The organism is Corynebacterium bovis DSM 20582 = CIP 54.80, from assembly GCF_030408615.1.
GTDB classification, from domain to species: domain Bacteria; phylum Actinomycetota; class Actinomycetes; order Mycobacteriales; family Mycobacteriaceae; genus Corynebacterium; species Corynebacterium bovis.
Genome location: NZ_CP047187.1, coordinates 494,207 through 516,768, shown reverse-complemented (window position 1 = coordinate 516,768; position 22,562 = coordinate 494,207). Strand labels below are relative to the sequence as shown.

28 protein-coding genes are annotated in these 22,562 nt (G+C 72.3%); 12 read left to right on the top strand and 16 right to left on the bottom strand.

Annotated elements, in window-relative coordinates:
- The first annotated feature begins 180 nt into the window (after positions 1 to 180).
- Entirely contained in the window at positions 181 to 1,233 is a 1,053-nt protein-coding gene (gene moaA, locus CBOVI_RS01965; protein ID WP_010271702.1) for a GTP 3',8-cyclase MoaA, read from the top strand.
- A gap of 57 nt (positions 1,234 to 1,290) precedes the next feature.
- On the opposite strand, the gene CBOVI_RS01960 is transcribed toward moaA, so the two are convergent.
- Complete coding sequence (locus CBOVI_RS01960) at positions 1,291 to 2,022, bottom strand: hypothetical protein (protein WP_125187175.1); 732 nt, start codon at positions 2,020 to 2,022, stop codon at positions 1,291 to 1,293.
- Positions 2,023 to 2,103: 81 nt separating this feature from the next.
- Here CBOVI_RS01960 and CBOVI_RS01955 point away from each other — a divergent pair, with 81 nt between their 5' ends.
- The 3 genes from CBOVI_RS01955 (at position 2,104) to CBOVI_RS01945 (ending at position 7,549) form a co-directional block, all read left to right on the top strand.
- The gene (locus CBOVI_RS01955) at positions 2,104 to 4,152 is read left to right on the top strand and encodes an HtaA domain-containing protein (RefSeq protein WP_125187176.1); all 2,049 of its coding nucleotides are present in this window, start codon (positions 2,104 to 2,106) and stop codon (positions 4,150 to 4,152) included.
- A gap of 54 nt (positions 4,153 to 4,206) precedes the next feature.
- Complete coding sequence (locus CBOVI_RS01950) at positions 4,207 to 5,406, top strand: heme/hemin ABC transporter substrate-binding protein (protein WP_125187177.1); 1,200 nt, start codon at positions 4,207 to 4,209, stop codon at positions 5,404 to 5,406.
- A gap of 175 nt (positions 5,407 to 5,581) precedes the next feature.
- Positions 5,582 to 7,549 carry an HtaA domain-containing protein gene (locus CBOVI_RS01945; protein WP_183273730.1) on the top strand — a complete coding sequence of 656 codons (1,968 nt, stop codon included), beginning with the start codon at positions 5,582 to 5,584 and terminating at the stop codon, positions 7,547 to 7,549.
- A gap of 181 nt (positions 7,550 to 7,730) precedes the next feature.
- Here CBOVI_RS01945 and rplE read toward each other — a convergent pair whose 3' ends face one another.
- The 3 genes from rplE to rplN are packed head-to-tail and all read right to left on the bottom strand — an operon-like array spanning position 7,731 to position 8,988.
- Positions 7,731 to 8,303, bottom strand: a complete 573-nt coding sequence (gene rplE, locus CBOVI_RS01940) for a 50S ribosomal protein L5 (RefSeq protein WP_010270317.1) — start codon at positions 8,301 to 8,303, stop codon at positions 7,731 to 7,733.
- The gene (gene rplX / locus CBOVI_RS01935) at positions 8,303 to 8,617 is read right to left on the bottom strand and encodes a 50S ribosomal protein L24 (RefSeq protein ID WP_010270314.1); all 315 of its coding nucleotides are present in this window, start codon (positions 8,615 to 8,617) and stop codon (positions 8,303 to 8,305) included. Before rplX ends, rplE begins: the two co-directional genes overlap by 1 nt.
- A complete protein-coding gene (gene rplN, locus CBOVI_RS01930) occupies positions 8,617 to 8,988 on the bottom strand; it encodes a 50S ribosomal protein L14 (protein WP_010270312.1) in 372 nt (123 codons plus the stop codon). Before rplN ends, rplX begins: the two co-directional genes overlap by 1 nt.
- Before the next feature lie 512 nt (positions 8,989 to 9,500).
- On the opposite strand from rplN, the gene CBOVI_RS01925 reads away from it, so the two are divergent.
- From CBOVI_RS01925 to CBOVI_RS01905, 5 genes are all read left to right on the top strand, one after another.
- On the top strand, positions 9,501 to 10,592 hold the full coding sequence (locus CBOVI_RS01925; RefSeq protein WP_010270310.1) for a FecCD family ABC transporter permease: 1,092 nt from the start codon (positions 9,501 to 9,503) through the stop codon (positions 10,590 to 10,592).
- Positions 10,592 to 11,728, top strand: coding sequence for a FecCD family ABC transporter permease (locus CBOVI_RS01920; RefSeq protein ID WP_010270307.1), 1,137 nt, complete (start codon positions 10,592 to 10,594; stop codon positions 11,726 to 11,728). Before CBOVI_RS01925 ends, CBOVI_RS01920 begins: the two co-directional genes overlap by 1 nt.
- Before the next feature lie 116 nt (positions 11,729 to 11,844).
- Positions 11,845 to 12,723, top strand: a complete 879-nt coding sequence (locus CBOVI_RS01915; protein ID WP_232625981.1) for an ABC transporter ATP-binding protein — start codon at positions 11,845 to 11,847, stop codon at positions 12,721 to 12,723.
- Entirely contained in the window at positions 12,720 to 13,607 is an 888-nt protein-coding gene (locus CBOVI_RS01910; RefSeq protein ID WP_183273729.1) for a siderophore-interacting protein, read from the top strand. The genes CBOVI_RS01915 and CBOVI_RS01910 overlap by 4 nt, the downstream gene beginning before the upstream one ends.
- Before the next feature lie 120 nt (positions 13,608 to 13,727).
- On the top strand, positions 13,728 to 14,678 hold the full coding sequence (locus CBOVI_RS01905) for an alpha/beta fold hydrolase (protein WP_125187310.1): 951 nt from the start codon (positions 13,728 to 13,730) through the stop codon (positions 14,676 to 14,678).
- Between the two features lie 241 nt (positions 14,679 to 14,919).
- Here the strand turns inward: CBOVI_RS01905 and rpsQ are convergent, their stop codons facing one another.
- The 12 genes from rpsQ to CBOVI_RS01845 all read right to left on the bottom strand — a co-directional run bounded on the left by rpsQ (position 14,920) and on the right by CBOVI_RS01845 (position 20,716).
- Positions 14,920 to 15,204 (bottom strand): 30S ribosomal protein S17, encoded by a 285-nt coding sequence (gene rpsQ, locus CBOVI_RS01900; protein ID WP_029157872.1) that lies wholly within the window; start codon positions 15,202 to 15,204, stop codon positions 14,920 to 14,922.
- The gene (gene rpmC / locus CBOVI_RS01895) at positions 15,201 to 15,434 is read right to left on the bottom strand and encodes a 50S ribosomal protein L29 (protein WP_010269039.1); all 234 of its coding nucleotides are present in this window, start codon (positions 15,432 to 15,434) and stop codon (positions 15,201 to 15,203) included. The genes rpsQ and rpmC overlap by 4 nt, the downstream gene beginning before the upstream one ends.
- Positions 15,434 to 15,850 (bottom strand): 50S ribosomal protein L16, encoded by a 417-nt coding sequence (rplP, locus tag CBOVI_RS01890; RefSeq protein WP_010269036.1) that lies wholly within the window; start codon positions 15,848 to 15,850, stop codon positions 15,434 to 15,436. The genes rpmC and rplP overlap by 1 nt, the downstream gene beginning before the upstream one ends.
- Positions 15,851 to 15,852: 2 nt before the next feature.
- Positions 15,853 to 16,602: a 30S ribosomal protein S3 gene (gene rpsC, locus CBOVI_RS01885; RefSeq protein ID WP_010269034.1), complete on the bottom strand. Its 750-nt coding sequence runs from the start codon at positions 16,600 to 16,602 to the stop codon at positions 15,853 to 15,855.
- Entirely contained in the window at positions 16,602 to 16,964 is a 363-nt protein-coding gene (gene rplV / locus CBOVI_RS01880) for a 50S ribosomal protein L22 (protein ID WP_010269031.1), read from the bottom strand. The genes rpsC and rplV overlap by 1 nt, the downstream gene beginning before the upstream one ends.
- A gap of 3 nt (positions 16,965 to 16,967) precedes the next feature.
- Positions 16,968 to 17,246: a 30S ribosomal protein S19 gene (gene rpsS / locus CBOVI_RS01875; protein WP_010269028.1), complete on the bottom strand. Its 279-nt coding sequence runs from the start codon at positions 17,244 to 17,246 to the stop codon at positions 16,968 to 16,970.
- Between the two features lie 15 nt (positions 17,247 to 17,261).
- Complete coding sequence (gene rplB / locus CBOVI_RS01870) at positions 17,262 to 18,104, bottom strand: 50S ribosomal protein L2 (protein WP_010269020.1); 843 nt, start codon at positions 18,102 to 18,104, stop codon at positions 17,262 to 17,264.
- Positions 18,105 to 18,138: 34 nt separating this feature from the next.
- Positions 18,139 to 18,444 carry a 50S ribosomal protein L23 gene (rplW, locus tag CBOVI_RS01865; protein WP_010269014.1) on the bottom strand — a complete coding sequence of 102 codons (306 nt, stop codon included), beginning with the start codon at positions 18,442 to 18,444 and terminating at the stop codon, positions 18,139 to 18,141.
- Positions 18,441 to 19,106, bottom strand: a complete 666-nt coding sequence (gene rplD / locus CBOVI_RS01860; protein ID WP_010269011.1) for a 50S ribosomal protein L4 — start codon at positions 19,104 to 19,106, stop codon at positions 18,441 to 18,443. Before rplD ends, rplW begins: the two co-directional genes overlap by 4 nt.
- Positions 19,103 to 19,759 (bottom strand): 50S ribosomal protein L3, encoded by a 657-nt coding sequence (gene rplC, locus CBOVI_RS01855; protein WP_010269008.1) that lies wholly within the window; start codon positions 19,757 to 19,759, stop codon positions 19,103 to 19,105. The genes rplD and rplC overlap by 4 nt, the downstream gene beginning before the upstream one ends.
- Before the next feature lie 41 nt (positions 19,760 to 19,800).
- A complete protein-coding gene (gene rpsJ, locus CBOVI_RS01850; protein WP_010120790.1) occupies positions 19,801 to 20,106 on the bottom strand; it encodes a 30S ribosomal protein S10 in 306 nt (101 codons plus the stop codon).
- Between the two features lie 460 nt (positions 20,107 to 20,566).
- Positions 20,567 to 20,716, bottom strand: coding sequence for a hypothetical protein (locus tag CBOVI_RS01845; protein WP_157998196.1), 150 nt, complete (start codon positions 20,714 to 20,716; stop codon positions 20,567 to 20,569).
- A gap of 528 nt (positions 20,717 to 21,244) precedes the next feature.
- On the opposite strand from CBOVI_RS01845, the gene CBOVI_RS01840 reads away from it, so the two are divergent.
- The 3 genes from CBOVI_RS01840 (at position 21,245) to CBOVI_RS01830 (ending at position 22,557) form a co-directional block, all read left to right on the top strand.
- The gene (locus tag CBOVI_RS01840; RefSeq protein WP_010268984.1) at positions 21,245 to 21,790 is read left to right on the top strand and encodes an Asp23/Gls24 family envelope stress response protein; all 546 of its coding nucleotides are present in this window, start codon (positions 21,245 to 21,247) and stop codon (positions 21,788 to 21,790) included.
- Between the two features lie 105 nt (positions 21,791 to 21,895).
- Positions 21,896 to 22,357: a hypothetical protein gene (locus CBOVI_RS01835; protein ID WP_010268980.1), complete on the top strand. Its 462-nt coding sequence runs from the start codon at positions 21,896 to 21,898 to the stop codon at positions 22,355 to 22,357.
- Positions 22,358 to 22,368: 11 nt separating this feature from the next.
- Entirely contained in the window at positions 22,369 to 22,557 is a 189-nt protein-coding gene (locus CBOVI_RS01830) for a hypothetical protein (RefSeq protein WP_010268976.1), read from the top strand.
- Positions 22,558 to 22,562 lie beyond the last annotated feature (5 nt).

Genomic DNA, 22,562 nt, shown 5'->3' with positions numbered 1-22,562 from the left:
CCACCCCGCACGACCCACACCCCCGCACCACCGACCACCGACCACCCCACCGCGCCGGGGTCGCCGTCGTCCCCCTCCACCGTCCCCGACGGGCCCGGAGGCCGCCGGCGACCGCCCACCGCCGACCACCGTCGGCCCCCGTCACCGCGGCCGGGGAGAAGGGAGTCACCTGTGACACACGTGACCACCATCGCACCCCCGTCCCGCGCCGCGCTGACGGACCGCTGGGGGCGTGTCGCCGACGACCTCCGCATCTCGCTGATCGACAAGTGCAACCTCCGGTGCACCTACTGCATGCCGGAGCACGGGCTGCCGTGGCTGCCGTCGTCGTCGCTGCTCACCACGGAGGAGGCCGTGCGCCTCGCGGACATCGGCGTCCGCGTGTTCGGCGTGCGCGACATCCGCTTCACCGGCGGCGAACCGCTGGTCCGGCGCGACCTCGAGGACATCGTCCGCGGCGTGCGCTCCCTCCACCCGGACGTCCCCGTCTCCCTCACGACGAACGCCGTGGGGCTCGACCGGCGCGTCGCGGGCCTCGTCGACGCCGGACTCACCCGCGTGAACGTCTCCCTCGACACCGTGCGCCGGGAGACCTTCCGGGAGATCACCCGGCGCGACCGGCTCGACGCGGTGCTCCGCGGCCTCGCCGCCGCCCGCGACGCCGGCCTCCACCCGGTGAAGGTCAACGCCGTCATGATGCGGGGCGTCAACGACGACCAGGCCGACGAGCTCCTCGCCTGGTGCCTCGACGAGGGCTACCAGCTGCGGTTCATCGAGCAGATGCCGCTCGACGCCGACCGCTCCTGGTCCCGGACGCACCTCGTCGACGCCGCGGAGATCCGCGACCGGCTCACCCGGCGGTTCCACCTCTCCCCGCACCCGGTGCCCCGCGGCTCCGCGCCGGCGGAGCTGTCCGACGTCCGCCACCGCGACGACCCGGACGGGCCGGTCCTCGGCCAGGTGGGGCTCATCGCCCCGGTCACGGAGTCCTTCTGCGCGGCGTGCTCACGCACCCGCATCACCGCGGACGGGAAGGTCCGCAGCTGCCTGTTCTCGCAGGAGGAGACCGACCCGCTGGGGCTCCTGCGCTCGGGGGCGGACGACGCCGCCGTCGCCGCGCGCTGGCAGGAGGCGATGGCGCTCAAGCCCCGCGCGTACGGCAGCGACACGGTCATTGTCTCCGACCCGTCGTACGTGCAGCCGGACCGCACGATGAGCGCCATCGGCGGCTGAGCCGCGACTGATCCGGGGCCGGCCGCAGCCGGGACCGGCCGGCACGGTCGCGCCGGCTCAGACCTCCCCGGCCCCGGGCCCCCGCTCCCCCGCCGGCCCCGGCCGGGGCGCCCGGCCGAACACGGTCGTCGGCGCGTCGGCGATGTCGCCCGCGCCCGGGCCGCGGAGGCGGGCGTCGTCCCCCTCCCCGACCCACACCCCGTCGCGGCGGGTCCCCGGGCCCGGGGTCCCGGCGTCGTCCCCCTCCCCCGGACCGTCACCCTCCCCGGGACCGTCACCGGTCCCGTCACCGTCCCCGTCCCCGCCGTCCCCGTCCCGGCCGGCGCGGCCGGCCCCGCGCTGCCGCGTGAACCCGGGCAGGTAGAAGACCAGCACCGCCGCGAGCACCCCGACCAGCACGCACGTCGCGATGTGCTGCCAGCCGTCCTTCGGACCCCACAGCAGCCGGACGGTCACGAGCGCGTACACCACCAGCCAGGTGACGATCTGGAGGGGGACGACGCCGCGACCCCGCGAGTACTCCTCCCAGTCCAACCGGGGCAGCTCCCGGCGGACCGCCCGCCGGCGGAGGCGGTCCGGCCGCACGATGACCATCATGACGATGAGCCCGAACGCGAGGGCCGCGACCGCGGCGGCGGTGACGTTCGGCCAGGTCACGGCGCCGGAGAGGGCGCCCGCCGCGAGGGCGAGGAGGAGGCGTTCGGTGAGGGTGGTGTCGATCGGGCGGTGCGGGTCGACGTCGGCGGGGGCGGCGACGTCCGGGGGTGGGGCAGACGTGACGTGGGTCATGGAAGTGAAGCATAGCCTCACCTAGGAAACCCATGCTAGGTTACGCAACGAAAACTTAGTTCCACCTGAGAGTGAGCCATCGTGTCCACATCCTCCCTGCTCCGCCAGCTGCGGCGGTCCCCGCGGACGACCTGCGTGGCCGCCGGCGCCGCCACCGTCGTCCTCCTCGGGGCCGCCACCCCCGTGACCGTCGCTGCCGCCCCGCAGCCCGCCGCCGCCCCCGCCCCGGCCGCGTGCACCGACCCCTGGACCGCCGTCACCGGCGACATCAGCTGGGGCGTCAAGCAGTCCTTCCGCTCGTACATCCGCGGCCCGATCGCCAAGGGCGCGTGGACGACGACGGCCCCGGCCACGGACACCGGCGCCGACCGGCCCACCGGCGGCTGGACGTTCCCGCTGACCGCCGCCGCGTCGCTCGCCGGCACCCCGGAGACCGGCGCGCTGCCCTCCGGCGGCGGGGTGACCTTCACCGGCCACGGGGGGATCCTCCGGACCAGCCTCGACGACCTCCGGCTCAACGTCCGCGACGCCCGCCACGCCGACCTCACCGCCCTCGTGAGCTCCCAGGACGTCGAGGGGAACGTCGTCCCGATGTCCGGGTCCCGGGTGCGGCTCGCCGACGTCACCTTCACCGAGGACATCGCCGGTGACGACGAGCAGACCGGGCGGGTCGTCCTCACCGCCGACGGGGCCGCCGCCTTCGCCGGCTTCTACGAGGCCGGGCTGGCCATGGACGACCTCACCCTCCACACCGCGACCGCGCAGCGGTGCGGCAGCCGCCCGGAGGCGCCGGAGACGCTCTACGACCCCACCCGGCCCCCGGGCACCACGCCCCCGGTGACCCCGCCGGCCACCCCGCCGGTCGGGTCGTCCCCGAGCCCGTTCCCCGCCCCGAACGACGACGACTCCCTCGGCGCGACGACACGCTTCCTCCAGAACCTCACCACCGTCGCCACGCAGACCGGCCTGCTCATCGAGGCCGTCTCCGCCCTCGGCGCGAAGTTCAACCCGGCCGCGCTGACCCAGGCCGTCGTCACCGGCCAGACCCCGACCGCCGAGCTCCTCCCCGGCGTCCCCAAGACCAACCCGACGACCGGCGCCGGGACCACCGCGCCCACCTCCCCCGCCCCGGCCGGCGGGGGCACCGGGGGCACGGGGGCGGGCGCGTCCACCCCGTCCGGCGGCTACGCCGGGCCGACCGGGACCACCGGTGCGACGACCGGCCCCGCGGGCGGCACCGGCGCCGGCGCCGCGGGCGGGGCCGCGGGCACCGCCCCGGCCGCCGCGGCGGGCGCCGCGACGAGCTGCATCGCGGCCGGCCAGACCGAGATCGCGTGGGGCTTCAAGCAGTCCTTCCGCAGCTACATCACCGGCTCCATCGCCAAGGGCTCGTGGGAGATGCAGGGCGCCACGTACGACGGCAGCCAGTTCCACTGGAAGGGCACGTCCGGCACCGCCGACCCCGGGACGAAGACCGGCGACATCAAGGCCGACGGCACCGTCCGCTTCACCGGCCACAAGGGCATCCTCGACCTCAAGGTCAGCAACCCGGAGATCACCGTCAACGGCAACCAGGGCACCCTCATCGCCTCCGTCGTGTCGAACACGATGGAGGGCACCCCGGTGGACTACGGGCGGGTCGAGTTCGGCCAGCTCACGTTCACGTCGCTCAACCTCACCGACTCCGCGGTGAACGGCACCGCGAACGTCGCGCTCACCGCGAAGGGGTCGCAGGCGTTCGCCGACTTCTACGCCCCGGGCACCGAGCTCGACCCCATCACCGTCAGTGCGACGCTGACCGGCTCGAAGACCGCGTGCGGCACGCCGACGGCGGCCGGGGGCGGCGGGACGACCGGCGGCGCGGCCGCCACCCCGCCGGCCACCGGTGGTGCCGCGGGGACGCCCGCGGCCGCGGCCGCCGCCGACGCGTCCGGGGCGACGTCGGGCGGGCAGTCCGGGTCCGGGAACGTCACGTTCAAGAACGGCGCGGGTGCGGCGCCGGCCGGCGCGAGCACCGGCACCCTGGCTAATACGGGTGTATCTGTGGCTCAATTCATGGGTATGAGCGCCGCTCTCCTCGCCGCCGCGGGAGCCTGCCTGTTCCTCACCAGCAGGCACCCGAATGCGTGACGTGCCCCCGGCACGCGGAGGATGGCGGACACCACCCAGGAAAGGACCTCAAGTATGACTCCTGTGTCACATTCAGCCAGCGCCTGTCCCCCCGGGTCCGGCCACGCCCCGGGTGTCAGCCCGGGCACCGGCCCGGCCGCCGGCCCCGGCGCGCGCGACCGCCGCGGCCGGGCCCGCCGGGCCCGCGGTGTCGTCGCCGCGCTCACCGTCGCGGGACTGCTGCTCTCCGCGTGCGGGCTCAACGTCGACAACTCCGGGAACCGCGCCGAGGCGCAGGAGACGACCTTCGACGCCGCCCTCGCGGCCTTCACCACCTCCACACCCCCGGACCCGCGCTCCCTCCGGGGCCTGTCGACGGCCGACTCCGTCGGTGACGTCACCCCGGTCACGGACTCCCCGTCACCGTCGCTGCCCGTGTCCCTCACCGACGCCGACGGGTACGACGTCACCGTCAGCGACGTCTCGCGGATCCTCCCCCTCGACCTCTACGGGACGACGTCCCGCACCGTCGCGGGGCTCGGCCTGCGGGACAACATCGTCGGCCGCACCGTGTCGTCCGAGGAGCCCAGCCTCAAGGAGCTGCCGGTCGTCACGCAGGGCGGCCACAACATCAACGTCGAGGCGGTCCTCAACCTCCACCCGTCGCTCGTCATCGTGGACCACTCCATCGGCCCGCGGGAGGCGATCGACCAGATCCGTGACGCCGGCGTCACCGTCGCCGTCATCAACCCCAAGCACACCATGGACGCCATCGGCGACGACATCCGCACCATCGCGGGGGTCGTCGGACTCCCCGACGTCGGGGAGTCGCTGGCGACCAGGGCCGGGGACGAGCTCTCTCGCGCCTCGGACACCGTGAAGAAGATCGTCCCGGCCGACCCGCTGCGCATGGCGTTCGTGTACGCCAGGGGCACGGGCGGCGTCTTCTTCATCCTCGGCCCTGACAGCGGGACCACCGACCTCTTCGAGTCGGTCGGCGGCCACGACGCCGCCGCCGACCGGAAGATCGGTGACATGACACCGGCGACCGCCGAAGCCCTCGCCCAGCTCAACCCCGAGGTCATCGTCATGATGTCCCAGGGGCTCGAGTCGACGGGCGGGCTCGACGGCCTCCTGAAACGCCCCGGCATCGCAGAGACCACCGCCGGGAAGACGCCGCGCATCGTCGCGATCCCCGACAGCCAGGCCCTCAGCTTCGGACCGCAGGCCGGAGAGATGGTCCTCGCCTTCGCCAAGGCCCTCTACCAGGGCTGACCTCCCTCACATCCCGGTGGGACCCCGTTCCGCCACCTCCCTCACACCCCGGGGGCACACCGTGCCACCACCACCCCGCCCGGCCCACCGCGGCCGCCGGGGACCACTCCCGTCCGCACGACCCGAGTGTGAGGCAACAGGTGCCTCACGTTCCCGCACGAAAGGTTTCACTGGGATGCGACTTCACCGCGCCGCCCTCACCGTCGTCACGGCGACATCCGTCGCCCTGGCGCCCGTCACCGTCCCCACCGCCACGGCCGCCGACGCCGCGGCGGGGACGTCGGCACAGCCCGCGTCGACCCCCTCCCCCACCTGCGCCGACAGTGACGCGATCTACCGCACCACCTCCGGCAGCTGGTCGTGGGGCCTGCGCAACAGCTTCATCAACTACATCAACGGGCCCATCGCCCGGGGCACGATCACGGTCGACGGCGACGTCGTCGGTCAGGACCCCAAGCCGAACGGCCCGTTCGGCAAGGGCAACCCGCGCTCGTTCTCCTTCCCGACCATGCCCGACGAGATCGACCCGACCCAGTCGATCATGCTGGCCACCAGGGGCAGCGTCCACATCACCGGCCACGCCTACGAGCGCGCCGACAAGCAGCCGATCCTCGACGACACCTTCTCCGCGTTCCGCCTCATCATCAAGGGCACGACGGCCACGCTCAAGGCCTACATGAAGGCGCGGACCTTCGTGAACGCCGAGAGCCTCGGGCCGTGGGTCGACTCGCCCGACGTCGACGTCGCAACGTGGACGCTCACCCAGCCGGTCGTCGTCCCCGCCGAGGGTGGGACGGTCACGTTCACCTCCGGGTCCGGCGAGGCCGGCCGGGGTCAGTTCACGACGGAGGGGCTCAAGGCCTTCGGCAACTTCTACGGGGAGAGCGACGGCTGGGTCGACCCGATCTCCGGGTCGTTCACCGTCGAGCGGGAGTGCCCGCCGCCGCCCCCGGAGGTCCCGGTCGGGAACCCGCAGGTCGCCGTCAGCCGGACGGAGTTCGACGCGGCCCGCTCCGAGGCCGTGACGGTCACCGGCACCGGCTTCACGCACCCGGCGGCGGTCTCCACCCGGCCTCCGTTCCCCGGCATGAGCTCCGGGGTGTACGTGGCCTTCGGCAAGTTCCCGGCGACGTGGAAGCCGTCCGCGGGTGTGCCGTCCAGCGGCCGGCCGTACGCCTCGGTCAACTGGGCCGTGCCCGCCGAGCTCGTCCCGCTCATCGGCGGGACCGCCCTGGGGGCGACGCCGCTGACGCCGGACGGGGCGTTCTCGGCGACGCTGCTCGTCGACAAGGCGGCGGCCGACGCCGCGGCCGCCGAGAAGGGCATCACCGACGGTGTCTACGGCATCTACACGTACCCGGGCGGCGGGGCGGAGGTGCCGACGTTCGAGACGTTCACCCCGGTCACGTTCACGACCCCGGCGCCGACGACCGAGGCGAAGCCCACCACCGAGCCCGCGCCGAAGCCCGCCCCGACCACGGAGGCGAAGCCCACCACCGAGCCCGCGCCGAAGCCCGCGCCGACCACCGAGGCGAAGCCCACCACGGAGCCCGCGCCGAAGCCTGCTCCGACCACCGAGGCGAAGCCGACCACCGAGCCCGCGCCGAAGCCCGCGCCGACGACCGAGGCGAAGCCCACCACCCAGGCGCCGAAGCCCGCCCCGACCACCGAGGCGAAGCCGACCACCGAGCCCGCCCCGACCACGGAGGCGAAGCCGACCACCGAGCCCGCGCCGGCTCCGAGCACCCCGGCCACGCCCACCACCCAGGCGCCGGCGCCGAAGCCGACGCCCACGCCGACGCCCGCGCCGGAGCCCGTCGGGTCCCTGAACCTGCCGTTCCTGTCCTTCCTGACCCCGCTGTGGACCGCGATCCGCGGCCTCTTCGGCGGAGCGACCGGCACCGGCACGGTCCAGGGCAGCCTGCCCGGCTCCCTCGCCGGGGCGTCGGCGTCGACCTCCGCCCCGGCCCCGTCGACCCCGGCCGCGACCCCGACGGCCCCCGCCGGCTCGTCCACGGGCTCGTCCGGGTCGTCGGTCGAGCTCTCCGGCGCGCGGTTCCAGCTCGCGTTCATCCCCGGGCTCATCATCAGCGCGGCGGTGAGCGGGCTGCTGTTCCTGCTCCGGACGTTCCTGCACCGCTGACCTGCAGCGGCACCGGTGCCGGCTGCCCCCCAGTCGCCCCCACCGGTGCCCGCTGACCCCCGGGTCACCGCCCCCACCGGTGCCGGCTGCCCCCCGGTCGCCCGCACCACAGACACGACGAAGCCCCGCCCCCGGTCACTCGGACCGGGGACGGGGCTTTCCCCGTGTGGCGGACGGACGCCTAGTCGGCGGCCTTCTGGCCGGCCTTGAACGGGAAGCCGAGCTCGCGCAGGAGCGCCCGGCCCTCGTCGTTCGAGGTGGCGGTCGTCACGACGGTGATGTTCATGCCGCGCGGACGGTCGATCTTGTCGACGTCGATCTCGTAGAACATGGACTGCTCGTTGAGACCGAAGGTGTAGTTGCCGTGACCGTCGAACTGCTGGTCGGAGAGACCACGGAAGTCACGGATGCGGGGCAGCGCGACCGTCAGCAGACGGTCGAGGAACTCCCACATGCGGTCGCCACGGAGGGTGACCCGGGCGCCGATGGGCATGCCCTCGCGGAGCTTGAAGTTCGCGATGGCCTTCTTCGCCGTGCGGATCTGCGGCTTCTGACCCGTGATGAGGGTCAGGTCGTTGATCGCGCCGTTGATGAGCTTGGAGTCACGGGCGGCGTCGCCGACGCCCATGTTCACGACGACCTTCGTCACGCCGGGGATCTGCATGACGTTCTCGTAGGAGAACTCCTTGGTCAGGGACTCCCGGATCTCGTCGCGGTAGCGGGTCTTCAGACGGGGGGTGTAGTTCTCAGCCATTAGATGTCCTTCCCGTTGCGACGCGAGATACGGACCTTCTTGCCGTTCTCGTCGAAGCGGTAGCCGACGCGGGTGGGGTTGCCGTCGGAGTCCAGGACCATGACGTTGGAGACGTGGATCGGGGCCTCCTGCGTGACGATGCCACCGGACTCGGCACCCCGCTCCGGAGCGGAGTTCGCGACGTGCTTCTTGATGCGGTTGACGCCCTCGACGAGGACCTTGTCCCGCTGCGGGTAGGCCTCGATGACGCGGCCCTTGGCACCCTTGTCGGGGCCGGAGATGACCAGAACGTTGTCGCCCTTACGGATCTTCATTAGAGCACCTCCGGAGCAAGGGACACGATCTTCATGAAGCGCTTCTCACGCAGCTCACGGGCCACCGGGCCGAAGATACGGGTACCGCGCGGATCGTTGTCGTTGGCACGGATGAGAACGGCCGCGTTCTCGTCGAAACGGATGTAGGAGCCGTCGGCGCGACGGGTCTCCTTCTTCGCACGGACGATGACGGCCTTGACGACGTCGCCGGACTTGACGTTGCCGCCCGGGGCCGCCTCCTTGACGGTGGCGACGACGACGTCACCGATACCGCCGAAGCGTCGGGTGGAGCCGCCGAGCACGCGGATGACCAGGATTTCCCTGGCACCGGTGTTGTCGGCAACTCGCAGACGCGATTCCTGCTGAATCACTTGAGTCTCCTCGTAGACCTAGTAGGTACACGTGCGCGGGATTTCCGACCCTCACGCACCTGGTCCATGCCCCGCAGGTCCGCGGACCGGTGCACCGTCATGACGGTACGGCCGGTCGGCGGTCCCCCCGCGAGACAACCTGCACAGTATGCCACGCCCCCGGAAAGCCGGACAAATCCCCGACCCACCGGGTCCAGGGACGACGCCCACCTCCCCGCGGCCCGGCCCCGGTGGCGACGCCCACCTCCCCGCGCGCCGCCCCGTCCCGCACGGTCGCCGCCCGCCCACCGGCGGGCTCCCGCCCCTCCCCTCACTCCTCCCCTCGCCCCCTCCCCGGGGATATGCAGCATCAGAAACACAGAGTATGGTGAACCCGTGCCTCACACGTGAGGTAAGGCTATCCAGCTGGCCCCAGCCCCCCGGGAGTCGCCGGCCACGGGCCCCGACCCGCGTCCGACCGGCCGCCCGGCCCCGCCCGACGCCCACGCCCACGACCCGGAGAAGCGACCCACATGCAGCTCACCGACCCCCCGGAGACCCGGCGGCGGGACTCCCCGGCCCCCCGCCGGCGCGCGTCGACCTCCCTCCGCGTCCGGCGGCTGACCGGCCTCGTCGTCCTCGTCGGCCTCCTCCTCGTCGGCCTCGTTCTCAGCATCGCCCTCGGCGCGCGCGAGATCCCCCTCGGCACCGTCCTCGACAGCCTCGGCTCGATCCGCGCCGCGATGGCCGACCCCGCCTCCGCCGACCCGGACCTGCGGGTCATCGCCGAACTCCGCGTCCCCCGGACGCTCATCGCGCTCGTCGTCGGCGCGGCGCTCGGCGTCGCCGGCGCGCTCATCCAGGGCCACACCCGGAACCCGCTCGCGGACCCGGGGATCCTCGGGGTGTCCTCCGGCGCAGCCCTCGCCGTCGTCGGTTCCTTCGCGCTCTTCGGCGTCACCGGCGCCGTGGCGACGTCCGTGTGGGCGTTCGGCGGCGCGGTCGTCGCGACGGCCCTCGTCTTCGCCCTCGCGTCGATCGGGAACGGGCAGGTCAACCCCCTGACGCTCATCCTCGGCGGGGCGGCGCTCTCGGCCGTCCTCGGCTCGGTCACCAGCTCGCTCGTCCTCACCGACGACAACAACCTCGACCGGATGCGGTTCTGGACCGTCGGCTCGGTCGCAGGCCGGGACCTCACGGTGTTCTGGGGGGTGCTGCCGTTCATCGTCGTCGGCCTCGTCCTCGCCCTCGCGACGGGCCCGCAGCTCAACCTGCTCAACCTCGGGGACGACGTCGCCTCCGCGCTCGGCGTGGACACCGGCCGCGCCCGGGTCGGCGGGATGCTCCTCATCTCCCTCCTCGCCGGCGCCGCGACCGCGGCCGCCGGCCCGGTGGGCTTCATCGGGCTCGTCGTGCCGCACATCGTGCGCGCGGTGACGGGCCCGGACTACCGGTGGATCCTGCCGTACTCGGCCCTCGCCGGGTCGGTCCTCATCCTCTTCGCCGACGTCGTCGGCCGCGTCATCGCCCGCCCCGGGGAACTCCAGGTCGGGATCGTGCTGGCGTTCGTCGGGGCGCCGTTCTTCATCGTCCTCATCTCGCGGCGGAAGGTGGTGTCCATCTGATGACGGCGTCGACCTCCACCCCACCCACGGACCGCTCCCCCCGGGCCGGCCTCCTCACCCGGCACATCCGGGAGGCCCGCGTCCCGGGACGCCCCGCCCTGCGCCTCGGGCCGGTGTCGACGGTGTGGCGCCCGTGGCCCGTCGCCGTGACCCTCATCCTCGCGGTCGCCGCGGTGTTCCTCTTCGCCGCGTCGATCGGGCTCGGGGACTACCCGCTCAGCGTGTGGAAGGTCCTCCGGGTGCTGTTCACGGGCGACGGCACCCGCATCGAGCGGCTCGTCGTCCTCGACTGGCGGATGCCCCGCGCGGTGACCGGGCTCGCCGTCGGCGCGGCGCTCGGCCTGTCCGGGGCGCTGACCCAGTCCGTCACCCGCAACTCCCTGGCCAGCCCGGACATCCTCGGCATCACGAAGGGCGCCTCCGCCGCCGCGGCGACGGTCATCATCCTCGGCAGCGGCGGCGGGCTCGCCGGCTGGCTCGCGTCGGTCGGCACCCCGGTCGCCGCCCTGCTCGGGGCGGTCGCGACGGCGCTGGTCATCTGGCTACTCGCCGCCCGGCGGGGCGCGGACCCCTTCCGCCTCGTCCTCTTCGGCATCATCGTCTCGGCCCTGCTCGAGGCGTACATCAGCTACCTGCTGACGACGGCCGACACCCGCGACGCCGCGACGGCCCAGATGTGGCTCACCGGCTCCCTGGGGTCGTCGACGTGGCAGCGCACCCTGCCGATCAGCCTGCTCGTCGTCGTGTGCATCCCGGTCACCGCGTGGATCGCGTTCCGGCTGCTCGCGAGCCTCCTCGGGCCGGACACGGCGACGGCCCTCGGACAGAACACCCGCGCCACCCAGGTGGTGCTCCTCGGCCTGTCCGTCGCGCTCGCGGCGGTGGCCGTCGCCGCCTCCGGGCCGATCGGCTTCGTCGCGTTCGTCGCCCCGCAGGTGGCGCTCCGCCTCACCCGGGTCGCGGCACCGCCGCTCATCGCGTCGGCCCTCACCGGGGCGGTGCTGCTCATCGGCGCGGACATCATCACGCAGTCGCTGCTGCCCGTCGAGCTTCCCGTCGGCCTGCTGACCTCGGCCGTCGGCGGTGTCTTCCTCATCCACCTCCTCGTCCGGAACAACCGCCGGACCACCACGTGACCGTCAGGAGCCTCCCCGTGAACCGCCAGCACCTCCCCACGCACGCCCCCGGCCACGCCCCCGCGCACGCGCTCCCCGGGGACCCGGCCCCCGTCGACCGTGTCCCCGACCACCGCATCGCCGTGGACGGGCTGTCCGTCGGCTACGGTGACAGCCTCATCATCGACGACCTCACGACGACCATCCCCGGCGGCGCCGTGACGACCGTCATCGGGCCGAACGGCTGCGGCAAGTCGACCTTCCTCCGCGCCGTGTGCCGGCTCATCCCGTCCCGGTCCGGCCGGGTCACCCTCGGCGGCGACGACATCTCGTCGATGCGCCGCCGGGACCTCGCCCGCCGGATCGGTGTCCTCCCGCAGTCGCCCGTCGCCCCGGAGGGCCTCATCGTCTCCGACCTCGTGGCCCGGGGGCGTCACCCGCACCAGTCGTGGATCCGCCAGTGGTCGTCGACGGACGAGGAGGAGGTGCTCCGCGCCCTCGAGCTGACGAATGTCGCGGACCTCGCGGAACGACGCGTCGAGTCCCTGTCCGGCGGCCAACGGCAGCGGGTGTGGATCTCCATGGTCCTCGCCCAGCACACGGACATCCTCTTCCTCGACGAGCCGACGACGTTCCTCGACCTCTCCCACTCCATCGAGATCCTCGACCTCGTCGCGGACCTCCGCTCGGCCCTCGACCGGACCGTCGTCATGGTCCTCCACGACCTCAACCTCGCGGTGCGCTACTCGGACCACCTCATCGTCATGCGCGACGGGGCGGTCGTCGCCACCGGTGCCCCGGGGGACATCATCACCGCCGAGCTGCTCAAGGACGTGTTCGACCTCGACGCCGTCGTCGTCGACGACCCGGTGACCGGCGGGCCCCTCATCGTCCCGTGCGCGCCCCGGGGCCGCGCGGACGCCCCGGGCCACGCCGCCACCGCCGCCAGCACCCCGGACCACGCCGCCACCGCCACCCCGGGCCACGCCCACGCCGGCCCCGGGAGGACCCCGTGACCACGACCCCCGCCACCGCCGTCCGCGACCTCTCCCTCCCGACGGAACCCGGCCGCGCGGACACCCCGGTCCTCCCCGCCACGGTCACGGCGGTGACCTCGCCCGCCGCGTCGATCCGCCGCCTCACCCTGTCCTCCCCGGCGTTCCGCGACCTCGTCCTCACCGGCCCGGACGAGTACCTCGGCCTGCTCATGCCGGAGCCGGGCCGCGCGGTCCCGCCCGTCGACCCGACCGGCACGAACCTCCGCGCCGCGGTGAACGCCCTGCCCGCCCCCGACCGCCCCCTCCTGCGCTGGTACAGCGTGCGGAACCTCCGCCGGGACACCGTCGCCCCGGACGGCTCCCCCACCGGCGAGATCGACGTCGACGTCCTCGTCCACGGCGACTCCGGCCCCGGCTCCCGCTGGGCGCTCCGGGCCCGCCCCGGCCGGCGGTGCGCGGTGAGCCCGGCCGGCGGCATCTGGTGCCGGGCCTCCACCCGCCAGCTCCTCGTCGCCGACCCGACCGCCGTCCCGGCCCTCCGCTCGATCCTCGAGTTCACCCGCGACCACCACCCCGCGGAACTCGCCGACCTGCACGTCGTCGTCCTCGCCTCCGGCCCCGCCGACCTCGAGCCGGGCCTCCGCGACGAGTGGGAGGGGTCCGTGGGCACCCTCGCCACCGTCACCGGGGCGACGGTCACGGAGCAGGCCCGGGAGGTGACGACGCTGCTCTCCGGCTGGGCCGCCGCCGGCCACCCCGCGACCGGCGCGGGGTACGCCTGGGTGTGCGGCGAACAGGGCCTGTGCAAGGACGTCCGCCGGGTGCTCGTCGACACGTGGGGGCTCGCGGGGGCCGACGTCCGCTGGGTGACGTACTGGATCCTCGGCCGCGAACGCCCCTGACCCGGACTGACGCCCCCGACCCCGTGGGGGCGGGGCCGCCGCGGAGGGGCGCGTCGTCCCCCTCCCCCGGACCTCCCGACCACCGCACCCGAACCCCCCGACCCCCGACGGAGACCCCACATGACGCGACCCCGCACCGGCCCGACGCGCACGACCCCCACCCCCGCCACCGGCCCCGTCACGCACCACGGCCCGGCGACCGACCCCGCCACCGGCCGCCCCCGCCCGCGGCTGCTGCTCATCATGGGCCAGGGCGCGTCCGGGCGGACGTGGACGCTGCACCAGGTCCCGGCGTTCGTCGACGCCGGCTACGAGGTCCTCACCTACGACCACCGCGCCGCCGGCACGGTCGACCGCGGGCCGTTCACGTTCGGCGAGCTCGTCGACGACGCCGCCGACATCATCCGCCGCACCGGTGACGGCCCGGCGGCGGTCGTCGGGACGTCCCTCGGCGCGCGGATCGCCGGCTCGCTCACGGCCCGCCACCCCGGGCTCGTCACGCGGTGCGTCATGGCCGCCGCGCACGCCGCCGCGCCCCGGACCGCCCAGGTGCTCTCCGCGCGGGGTGACCGGGCCGCGGCGCTGCTCGCGAGGGAGGAGCCGGAGTACCTCGACGCGCTCACCGCCGCGCGGAACCTCTCACCCGCGACGCTCGCGGACCCGGCCCGGGAGCGCGAGTGGCTCGACGTCATCGCCCTCTCCCGGCACCTGTCCGCCCGGGGTGGGGACGGGAGGGGGACGACGGCCCGACGCGGGCCGGCGGGTGCGACGGCCGCCGGCGACGGGGGCGCGGCGACGGACCGGCCCGGCACCCCGCCGACGACCCCGAGCGACCACGCGGACCCGGACCGGCCGTGGGACCTGCACGCGGAGTACGCGACGATCCGCCGGCCGTGCCTCGCGCTCGCCTACGGCGACGACCGCGTCGTCACCCCGGCCCAGGTCCGTGACGTCGCCGCGACCGTGCCGGGGGCGACGTACCGGGAGGTCCCGCGGACGGGCCACTGGGGGTACCTCGAGCGGCCCGACGAGGTCAACCGGGTCATCCTCGAGTTCCTCGCCGGCCGCTGAGCGGGGCGCGCGGCGGGCGGGCAGGAGCGGCGGCCGGCGGGCGGGCACCGTCGGGAACGGGACGTGAGCGGCCCCGGGGGACGGGCACCGTCGGGAACCACACCTGAGCGGGCGCGGCGGGCGTGACCGGCCCCGGACACGACGACGGGCCGCTCCCCGACAACGGGGAACGGCCCTGTGACGACGGTGCGTGACCGTCGGACCTGCCGGCGTCGCCGCCGGTCAGGAGTCCGGGGTCAGGCTACTTCGCCTTCTCGATGATCTCGACGAGACGGAAGTGCTTGTCCTTGGACAGCGGCCGCGTCTCCTCGATCCGGACGAGGTCACCGATACCGGCGATCTCCTCCTCGTCGTGCGCCTTCACCTTGGTGTTGCTGCGCATGATCTTGCCGTACAGCGAGTGCTGCTTACGGTCCTCGAGCTCGACCACGATGGTCTTGCTCATCTTGTCGGACACCACGTAGCCGCTGCGGACCTTGCGGGCGCCCTTCTCCTTCTTGGTCTCAGTCACGTTAGCCTCACTCATGCGGCGTCACCGCCCGGGTTGGTCGACAGGCCGAGCTCGCGCTCGCGCATGACGGTGTAGATGCGGGCGATGTCGCGCTTGACGATGCCCAGACGACGGTTGTTGGTCAGCTGGCCGGTGGCCGACTGGAAGCGGAGGTTGAACAGCTCCTCCTTCGCCTCACGGAGGCGAGTGGTCAGCTCAGCGTCGTTGAGCTCACGGAGCTCATGGGCCGGAATGCCGGTAGCCATCAGAACTGATCCTCCTTCTTCACGATGCGGACCTTGCACGGGAGCTTGTTACCCGCGCGGCGGAGCGCCTCGAGGGCGATCTCCTCGTTCGGGTAGCTCATCTCGAACAGGATCCGGCCCGGCTTGACGTTCGCGACCCACTTCTCCACGGGGCCCTTACCGGAACCCATGCGCACGCCGAGCGGCTTCTGGGTCAGGGGGCGGTCCGGGAAGATGTTGATCCACACCTTGCCGCCACGCTTGACGTGCCGGTTGATGGCGATACGCGCGGACTCGATCTGCCGGTTGGTGATGTAGGTCGGCTCCAGGGCCTGGAGGCCGTAGTCACCGAAGGTGACCCGGTTCCCGCCCTTGGACACACCGCGACGGGTGGGGCGGTGCTGGCGCCGGTACTTGACGCGCTTCGGGATCAGCATTGTCAGCCCTCCTGCTTCTGCTCAGCACGCTGGCGACGGGCACCGCCGCGGCGCGGACGCTCCCGGCGGGGACCGCCACGGTTCGGGCGGTCGTCGCGGGCGTTGATGAGGCTCTCACGCCGTCCACCGACGACGTCACCCTTGTAGATCCACACCTTCACGCCGATGCGGCCGAAGGTGGTGTGGGCCTCGAAGGTGCCGTAGTCGATCTCGGCGCGGAGCGTGTGCAGCGGAACGCGACCCTCGTGGTAGCGCTCGGTGCGGCCCATCTCGGCGCCGCCGAGACGACCGGAGCACACGACCTTGATGCCCTTGACCTGCGGCTGGCGCATCGCGCTCTGGATGGCCTTCCGCATCGCGCGGCGGAAGGCCACGCGGTTGGTCAGCTGCTCGGCGATCGACTGCGCGACGAGCTGCGCATTCGCGTCGATGTTCTTGACCTCGAGGATGTTCAGCTGCACCTGCTTGCCGGTGAGCTTCTCCAGGCGGCCGCGGATGCGGTCGGCCTCGGAGCCGCGACGACCGATCACGATGCCCGGACGGGCCGTGTGGATGTCGACGCGGACCCGGTCCCGGGTGCGCTCGATGACGACGTCGGCGATGCCGGCGCGGTCGAGGCCCTTGGACAGGAACTCACGGATCTTGATGTCCTCGGCGAGGTAGTCAGCGTACTGCTTGTCGGCGTACCAGCGGGAGCGCCACTCGGACGTGATGCCCAGCCGGAGGCCGTGGGGGTGGATTTTCTGGCCCACTACTGAGCACTTCCCTTCTGGCTCTCGACGACCACGGTGATGTGGCTTGTGCGCTTGCGGACGTGGAACGCACGTCCCTGGGCGCGCGGACGGAAACGCTTGAGCGTCGGACCCTCGTCGGCCCACGCGGCGGAGACCACGAGGCTGCGGGGGTCGAGCCCGACGTTGTTCTCGGCGTTCGCGGCGGCGGAGGCGACAACCTTCGCGACCGGCTCAGACGCCGCCTGCGGGGCGTACTTCAGGATCGCGAGGGCGTCCTCCACCGACTTGCCGCGGATCGTGTCGATGACACGACGCGCCTTCATCGGCGTGACGCGGACGAACCGCGCCGTCGCCCGTGCGGTGTTGACGGTGTCACTCATGACTTATCGCCGACCCTTCTTGTCGTCCTTGACGTGACCCTTGAAGGTCTTCGTCGGGGCGAACTCGCCCAGCTTGTGCCCGACCATCGAATCGTCGATGAACACCGGCACGTGCTTCCGCCCGTCGTGGACGGCGAACGTGTGGCCGATGAAGTCCGGCAGGATCGTGGAGCGACGGGACCAGGTCTTGATGACCTGCTTGGTGCCCTTCTCGTTCTGAGCGTCCACCTTCGCGAGGAGGTGTTCGTCGACGAACGGGCCCTTCTTGAGGCTGCGTGGCATTCTCAACTACCTCCTTTAGCGCTTCTTGTTCTTGTTGGTGCGGCGACGGCGGACGATCATCTTGTCGCTCGGACGGTTGGGCTTGCGGGTGCGGCCCTCAGGCTGACCCCACGGGGAGACCGGGTGGCGACCACCGGAGGTCTTGCCCTCACCACCGCCGTGCGGGTGGTCGACCGGGTTCATGACGACACCACGGACGGTCGGGCGGACGCCCTTCCAGCGCATACGGCCGGCCTTGCCCCAGCGGATGTTGATCTGGTCGGCGTTGCCGACCTCACCCACGGTGGCGCGGCACCGGATGTCGACGCGACGGATCTCGGTGGAGGGCATACGCAGGACGGCGTACTTGCCTTCCTTACCCAGCAGCTGGATCGAGGCGCCGGCGGACCGGGCCATCTTCGCGCCGCCGCCCGGCTTGAGCTCCACGGCGTGGATCGTCGTACCGGTGGGGATGTTGCGGAGCGGCAGGTTGTTGCCCGGCTTGATGTCGGCGTTCGGACCGGACTCCACGACGGTGCCCTGGGTCAGACCCTTCGGCGCGATGATGTAGCGCTTCTCGCCGTCCATGTAGTGGAGCAGCGCGATGTTCGCCGTGCGGTTCGGGTCGTACTCGATGTGGGCGACCTTGGCGGTGATCCCGTCCTTGTCGTTCCGACGGAAGTCGATGACACGGTAGCGGCGCTTGTGGCCGCCACCCTTGTGACGGGTCGTGATGTGGCCGTGGACGTTGCGGCCGCCGGACTTGGACAGCGGGCGCAGCAGAGACTTCTCCGGGGTCGAGCGAGTGATCTCGTCGAACTTCGAGACAGAGCTCTGGCGGCGACCCGGCGTAGTCGGCTTGTACTTGCGAATAGCCATAACTGTGCTTCTCTCTACCTTCCTTGGTGGCGGCCTAGGCGGCCGAACCGCCGAAGATGTCGATGGGATCGCTGCCGGCGACCAGGGTCACCATGGCGCGCTTGGTGGCCTTGCGCTGCCCGTAGCCGGTCCGGGTGCGCTTCCGCTTGCCCTGACGGTTCGAGGTGTTGACGCTGGCGACCTTCACGCCGAAGATCTGCTCGACGGCAATCTTGATCTGGGTCTTGTTGGAGTCCGGGTTCACCAGGAACGTGTAGACGTTCTGCTCCATCAGGCCGTAGGACTTCTCCGAGACGACCGGAGCGAGGATGATGTCGCGCGGGTCTGTGATGGTGCTCACTTTGCCTCCTCCTTCACAGCCGCGGAGCGGGCCTCGGCGGCGGCGATGAACGTGGTCAGCGCCTCCACGGAGAACACGACATCGTCAGCGTTCAGGACGTCGTAGGTGTTGAGCTGGTCGCTGGCGAGGATGTGCACGTTCGGCAGGTTGTTCGCGGACTTCCAGCCGGTGACGTCCTCGCGACCGAGGACCAGCAGAACGGACTTGCGGTCGGTCAGGCGCTCGATGAAGGTCCGGGCGGCCTTCGTCGAGGGGGTCTGGCCGGGGACGAGCTCCTCGACGACGTGGATCCGGTCGTGCCGGACCCGGTCGGAGAGGGCGCCCCGCAGCGCGGCGGCCTTCATCTTCTTCGGGGTCCGCTGGTCGTAGTCCCGCGGCTGCGGGCCGTGGACCGTGCCACCGCCGGTGAAGTGCGGTGCGCGGATGGAACCCTGACGGGCACGGCCGGTGCCCTTCTGACGGAACGGCTTCCGGCCACCGCCACGGACCTCACCACGGGTCTTCGTGGCGTGGGTGCCCTGGCGCTTGGCCGCGAGCTGGGCCACGACGACCTGGTGCATCAGGGGGACGCTGACCTCGACGTCGAAGATCGAGGCCGGGAGGTCCACCGTGCCGTTGGTCGTGCCGTCAGCGGTCTGGACATCGAGCTTCAGGTTGCTCATGCGTGTGCACCGCCCTTCACTGCGGTCTTGACGACGACAACGCCGCCGTTGATTCCGGGAACTGCACCCTTGATGAGGAGCAGGTTCGACTCGGCGTCAACCTTGGCGACCCGGAGGTTCTGCAGGGTCACCCGGTTGTTGCCCATGCGGCCGGCCATGCGCTTGCCCTTGAAGACACGGCCCGGGGTCGCGCAGGCGCCGATGCCGCCGACGCGGCGGTGGGCGGCCTGGTTACCGTGGGCCGCACCCTGGCCGGCGAAGCCGTGACGCTTCATGGCGCCGGCGAAGCCCTTGCCCTTCGAGGTGCCGGTGACGTCCACGAACTCGACATCGCTGAAGATGTCGACGGTGACGTCCTGGCCGACCTCGTACGCGGAGGCGTCCGCGACGCGGATCTCCGTGACGTGGCGGCGCGGGGTGACGCCCGCCTTCTTGAAGTGCCCGCTGCCCGGCTTGTTGACCTTGCGCGGGTCGATCTCCCCGAAGGCGATCTGGACGGCCTCGTAGCCGTCGGTGTCGGTGGTGCGCACCTGGGTGACGACACACGGCCCAGCCTCGACGACGGTCACCGGGACCACCCGGTTGTCCTCGTCGAAGATCTGGGTCATGCCGAGCTTCTTGCCCAGGAGGCCCTTGATCTCAATATCACTCATAATCTTGTCTCCGCTGCCTTAGTTCAGACTCGAGTCCAGGCTCACTGAATGTTCACGTCGACGCTGGCCGGAAGATCGATGCGCATGAGGGCGTCAACGGTCTTCGGCGTCGGGTCGAGGATGTCGATCAGTCGCTTGTGCGTACGCATCTCGAAGTGCTCGCGCGAGTCCTTGTACTTGTGCGGCGAGCGGATGACGCAGTACACGTTCTTTTCTGTGGGCAGAGGCACAGGGCCGACAACCCGGGCGCCGGTCCTGGTGACCGTCTCGACGATCTTCTTCGCGGAAGCGTCGATTGCCTCGTGATCGTAGGCCTTGAGCCTGATGCGGATCTTCTGTCCCGCCACGCTAGTCCTCTTCCTCGCCGCGTCCCGGTCTCCCGGGGGCTGACGGCTTCTTGTCTTTGTCCACGCTGTCCGGCCGGGGGCTGGAACAGACGCCAGTTCGCTTGCAGTCCGTTGAACGACGGTGGCGGGCCGGCCACGGCGTCGTAAACACCGGGTCAGCGCACCCTCCGTCGTCGGAGAGCACCGGATGTCCTGCATCCGCGTCGGAAGGGGTCCCCCGTGTGGGCCGACGCCGGGCGCCCCGGATCTCTCCGGTGGTGCCGGTGCGTACGGTCCGCGTGACGGGCCTTCACTACTGCCGCTGTTTACTTGCCATGCCCCGCCCGGCACCCGCGGTCGGGCGTGTCGCCCGTTCCCGCGCAGAGTACCGCGCAGTGGGACCTCGTCCCGGGGGCGGTGACCGTTCGGGAACGGCCTCCGTCCGACCGGTGAACCGGTGTCCACTGACGGCGGATCATGCTCACTTCACCATCGACGCCGTCTCGTCCGCGGGGTCCGTCGTGTGGTGCAGGCAGTTCCGGTACGGCTGACCTGCTCCCACCCCACCGACGTGGCCGCCCCCGGCCGGTGGCCGGAGCGGTGCGGTCGGTGCGGTCGTCGTGACTGACACCCACGGCCTCATGCGCCGTGTCAAAGCAACGTCGGCCATTTAAGCACGTCGCCGTCCAGCCCACCAAATCGTCGGCACCCGTCTCCCCCTCTCCCCCGGACCGCCCCGGAACCGGGTCCCGACCACCGCACCCGCACGTCGTCGTACCCCCACCCCCGGCCCCGTCAACGACCCCGGTCGGTGCCGCTGACCTGGGAAGGAGGTAAAGGGTTCCGACGGCCCCCTCCCCCGGCCACCTCCCCGCCCCCCGGAGACCTCCCCCGCGGCCCCGCCGCCTCTCCCACAGTTTTCACTACCCTGGGCCGCACGGTACGCCGCAGACCGGCCGCCGCCCTGACGCCTCGGCGTCGTGACGGCCCTCACGGCACCCCGGGTCCCGCACCCCGCCCGCGGGGTGCGCCCGACGGAGCCCACGGTGTCGGACACGGTTCCGGCCACGGCACCGGGTCCCGCCCGCTGCCGGGGGTCCAGGCTGTACCGGGTGTATCACCGACCATCTGCCACACCGATCCGAACGAGGAGTTCACCGTGAGCGAGAGCAACGACAAGAACAACGACCGGAACACCACCACCTCCAGCAACGGCTCCCAGAAGCCCGCCACCCGTAACGGCTCCACGCCCGCCGGCTCGGGCTCCGAGGTCTCCACCACGGACGGCTCCGACCTCTTCACCGACCACGGCCGCACCTCCGTCGCGGACGTCGTCGTCTCCAAGATCGCCGGCATGGCCGCCCGCGAGGTCACCGGTGTCCACGACCTCGGTGGCGGCACCGCCCGCGTCGTCGGCGCCCTCCGGGAGCGCATCCCGGGCGGCCGCGTGAACGTCCAGCAGGGCGTCTCCGTCGAGGTCGGCGACCGCCAGGCCGCCGTCGACATCAGCATCGTCGCGGAGTACGGCGTCGCCATCCACGAGCTCGCCGAGGCGATCCGCCGCAACATCCTCATCTCCGTCGAGCGCATGACCGGCCTCGAGGTCACCGAGGTCAACGTCACGGTCCACGACGTCCACCTCCCGGAGGACGACGAGGACGACGACGAGCAGAACGAGCAGCAGGAGCGCTCCCGGGTCCAGTAAGGCCCCGGGCACCTCCGGCAGGTCCCCGGCCACCGGCGTCCCCGGTGGTGCCGCCCCACCCCGCCCGGTCCCCACCGACCGGGCGTCCGACCCCCCTGGACGACGATGAGCAGCACGAGTTCCCCCCGTTTCCGCGACGACCCGGAGTACCTCCGGCGCCGCCGGGCGATCATCCGCGAGAACCACCCCGACCGGGGCGGCTCCGACGACCGTCTCATCAGGGAGCTCCGCCGGCTCGACGAGCAGTGGGCCCGACGCGAGTCGGTGACCCTGCCGTCCTTCATCCCCGACGACGTCGCCCGCCAGGCCCAGGATCTCGCCGACCAGTACTCGGAGGAGATCCGACGCCGCGCGGCGGCGATGCGGTCGCGGGGGCAGGTCGTGGCGACGTCCTCCGTCTCACGGACCGTCCGGCGCACCGCCGGGCGGGTCCTCACGGGTGCCGGCCGTCGGGTCCGCTCCCGGATCCCCCGCGGGTTCCCCGGGGCGAAACGCTTCACCGACACCGTGACGGGGACCGGGCGCACCGGCCCCGGCACCGGTCCGGACCACCAGCGGAACAACTAGGAGCAGACACCATGAAATACGCAACTCTTCTCGGCATCCTCGCAGGATTCCTGCTCGCAGTCGGGGCTCTCTGGCAGGGCGTCACGGGCTTCCTCGTCGTCCTGGTCCTCTGCGGCGTCGGCGGACTCATCGGCGCGCACCTCGAGGGCGTCGTCGACCTGCGCTCCATCTTCTCGCAGAGCACCCGCGGCCGGGGCTGATCGCC

Coding starts and splice junctions, on each gene's coding strand:
- CBOVI_RS01835 (WP_010268980.1), top strand. CDS start 21,896: ATGAGCAGCACGAGTTCCCCCCGTTTCCGCGACGACCCGGAGTACCTC.
- rplB (WP_010269020.1), bottom strand. CDS start 18,104: ATGGCTATTCGCAAGTACAAGCCGACTACGCCGGGTCGCCGCCAGAGC.
- CBOVI_RS01945 (WP_183273730.1), top strand. CDS start 5,582: ATGCGACTTCACCGCGCCGCCCTCACCGTCGTCACGGCGACATCCGTC.
- rplP (WP_010269036.1), bottom strand. CDS start 15,850: ATGCTGATCCCGAAGCGCGTCAAGTACCGGCGCCAGCACCGCCCCACC.
- rplX (WP_010270314.1), bottom strand. CDS start 8,617: ATGAAGATCCGTAAGGGCGACAACGTTCTGGTCATCTCCGGCCCCGAC.
- rplC (WP_010269008.1), bottom strand. CDS start 19,759: ATGAGTGATATTGAGATCAAGGGCCTCCTGGGCAAGAAGCTCGGCATG.
- rpsQ (WP_029157872.1), bottom strand. CDS start 15,204: ATGAGTGAGGCTAACGTGACTGAGACCAAGAAGGAGAAGGGCGCCCGC.
- CBOVI_RS01950 (WP_125187177.1), top strand. CDS start 4,207: ATGACTCCTGTGTCACATTCAGCCAGCGCCTGTCCCCCCGGGTCCGGC.
- CBOVI_RS01905 (WP_125187310.1), top strand. CDS start 13,728: ATGACGCGACCCCGCACCGGCCCGACGCGCACGACCCCCACCCCCGCC.
- CBOVI_RS01830 (WP_010268976.1), top strand. CDS start 22,369: ATGAAATACGCAACTCTTCTCGGCATCCTCGCAGGATTCCTGCTCGCA.
- rplD (WP_010269011.1), bottom strand. CDS start 19,106: ATGAGCAACCTGAAGCTCGATGTCCAGACCGCTGACGGCACGACCAAC.
- rpmC (WP_010269039.1), bottom strand. CDS start 15,434: ATGGCTACCGGCATTCCGGCCCATGAGCTCCGTGAGCTCAACGACGCT.
- rplV (WP_010269031.1), bottom strand. CDS start 16,964: ATGAGTGACACCGTCAACACCGCACGGGCGACGGCGCGGTTCGTCCGC.
- rpsS (WP_010269028.1), bottom strand. CDS start 17,246: ATGCCACGCAGCCTCAAGAAGGGCCCGTTCGTCGACGAACACCTCCTC.
- CBOVI_RS01920 (WP_010270307.1), top strand. CDS start 10,592: ATGACGGCGTCGACCTCCACCCCACCCACGGACCGCTCCCCCCGGGCC.
- CBOVI_RS01960 (WP_125187175.1), bottom strand. CDS start 2,022: ATGACCCACGTCACGTCTGCCCCACCCCCGGACGTCGCCGCCCCCGCC.
- rplE (WP_010270317.1), bottom strand. CDS start 8,303: ATGGCTGAGAACTACACCCCCCGTCTGAAGACCCGCTACCGCGACGAG.
- CBOVI_RS01925 (WP_010270310.1), top strand. CDS start 9,501: ATGCAGCTCACCGACCCCCCGGAGACCCGGCGGCGGGACTCCCCGGCC.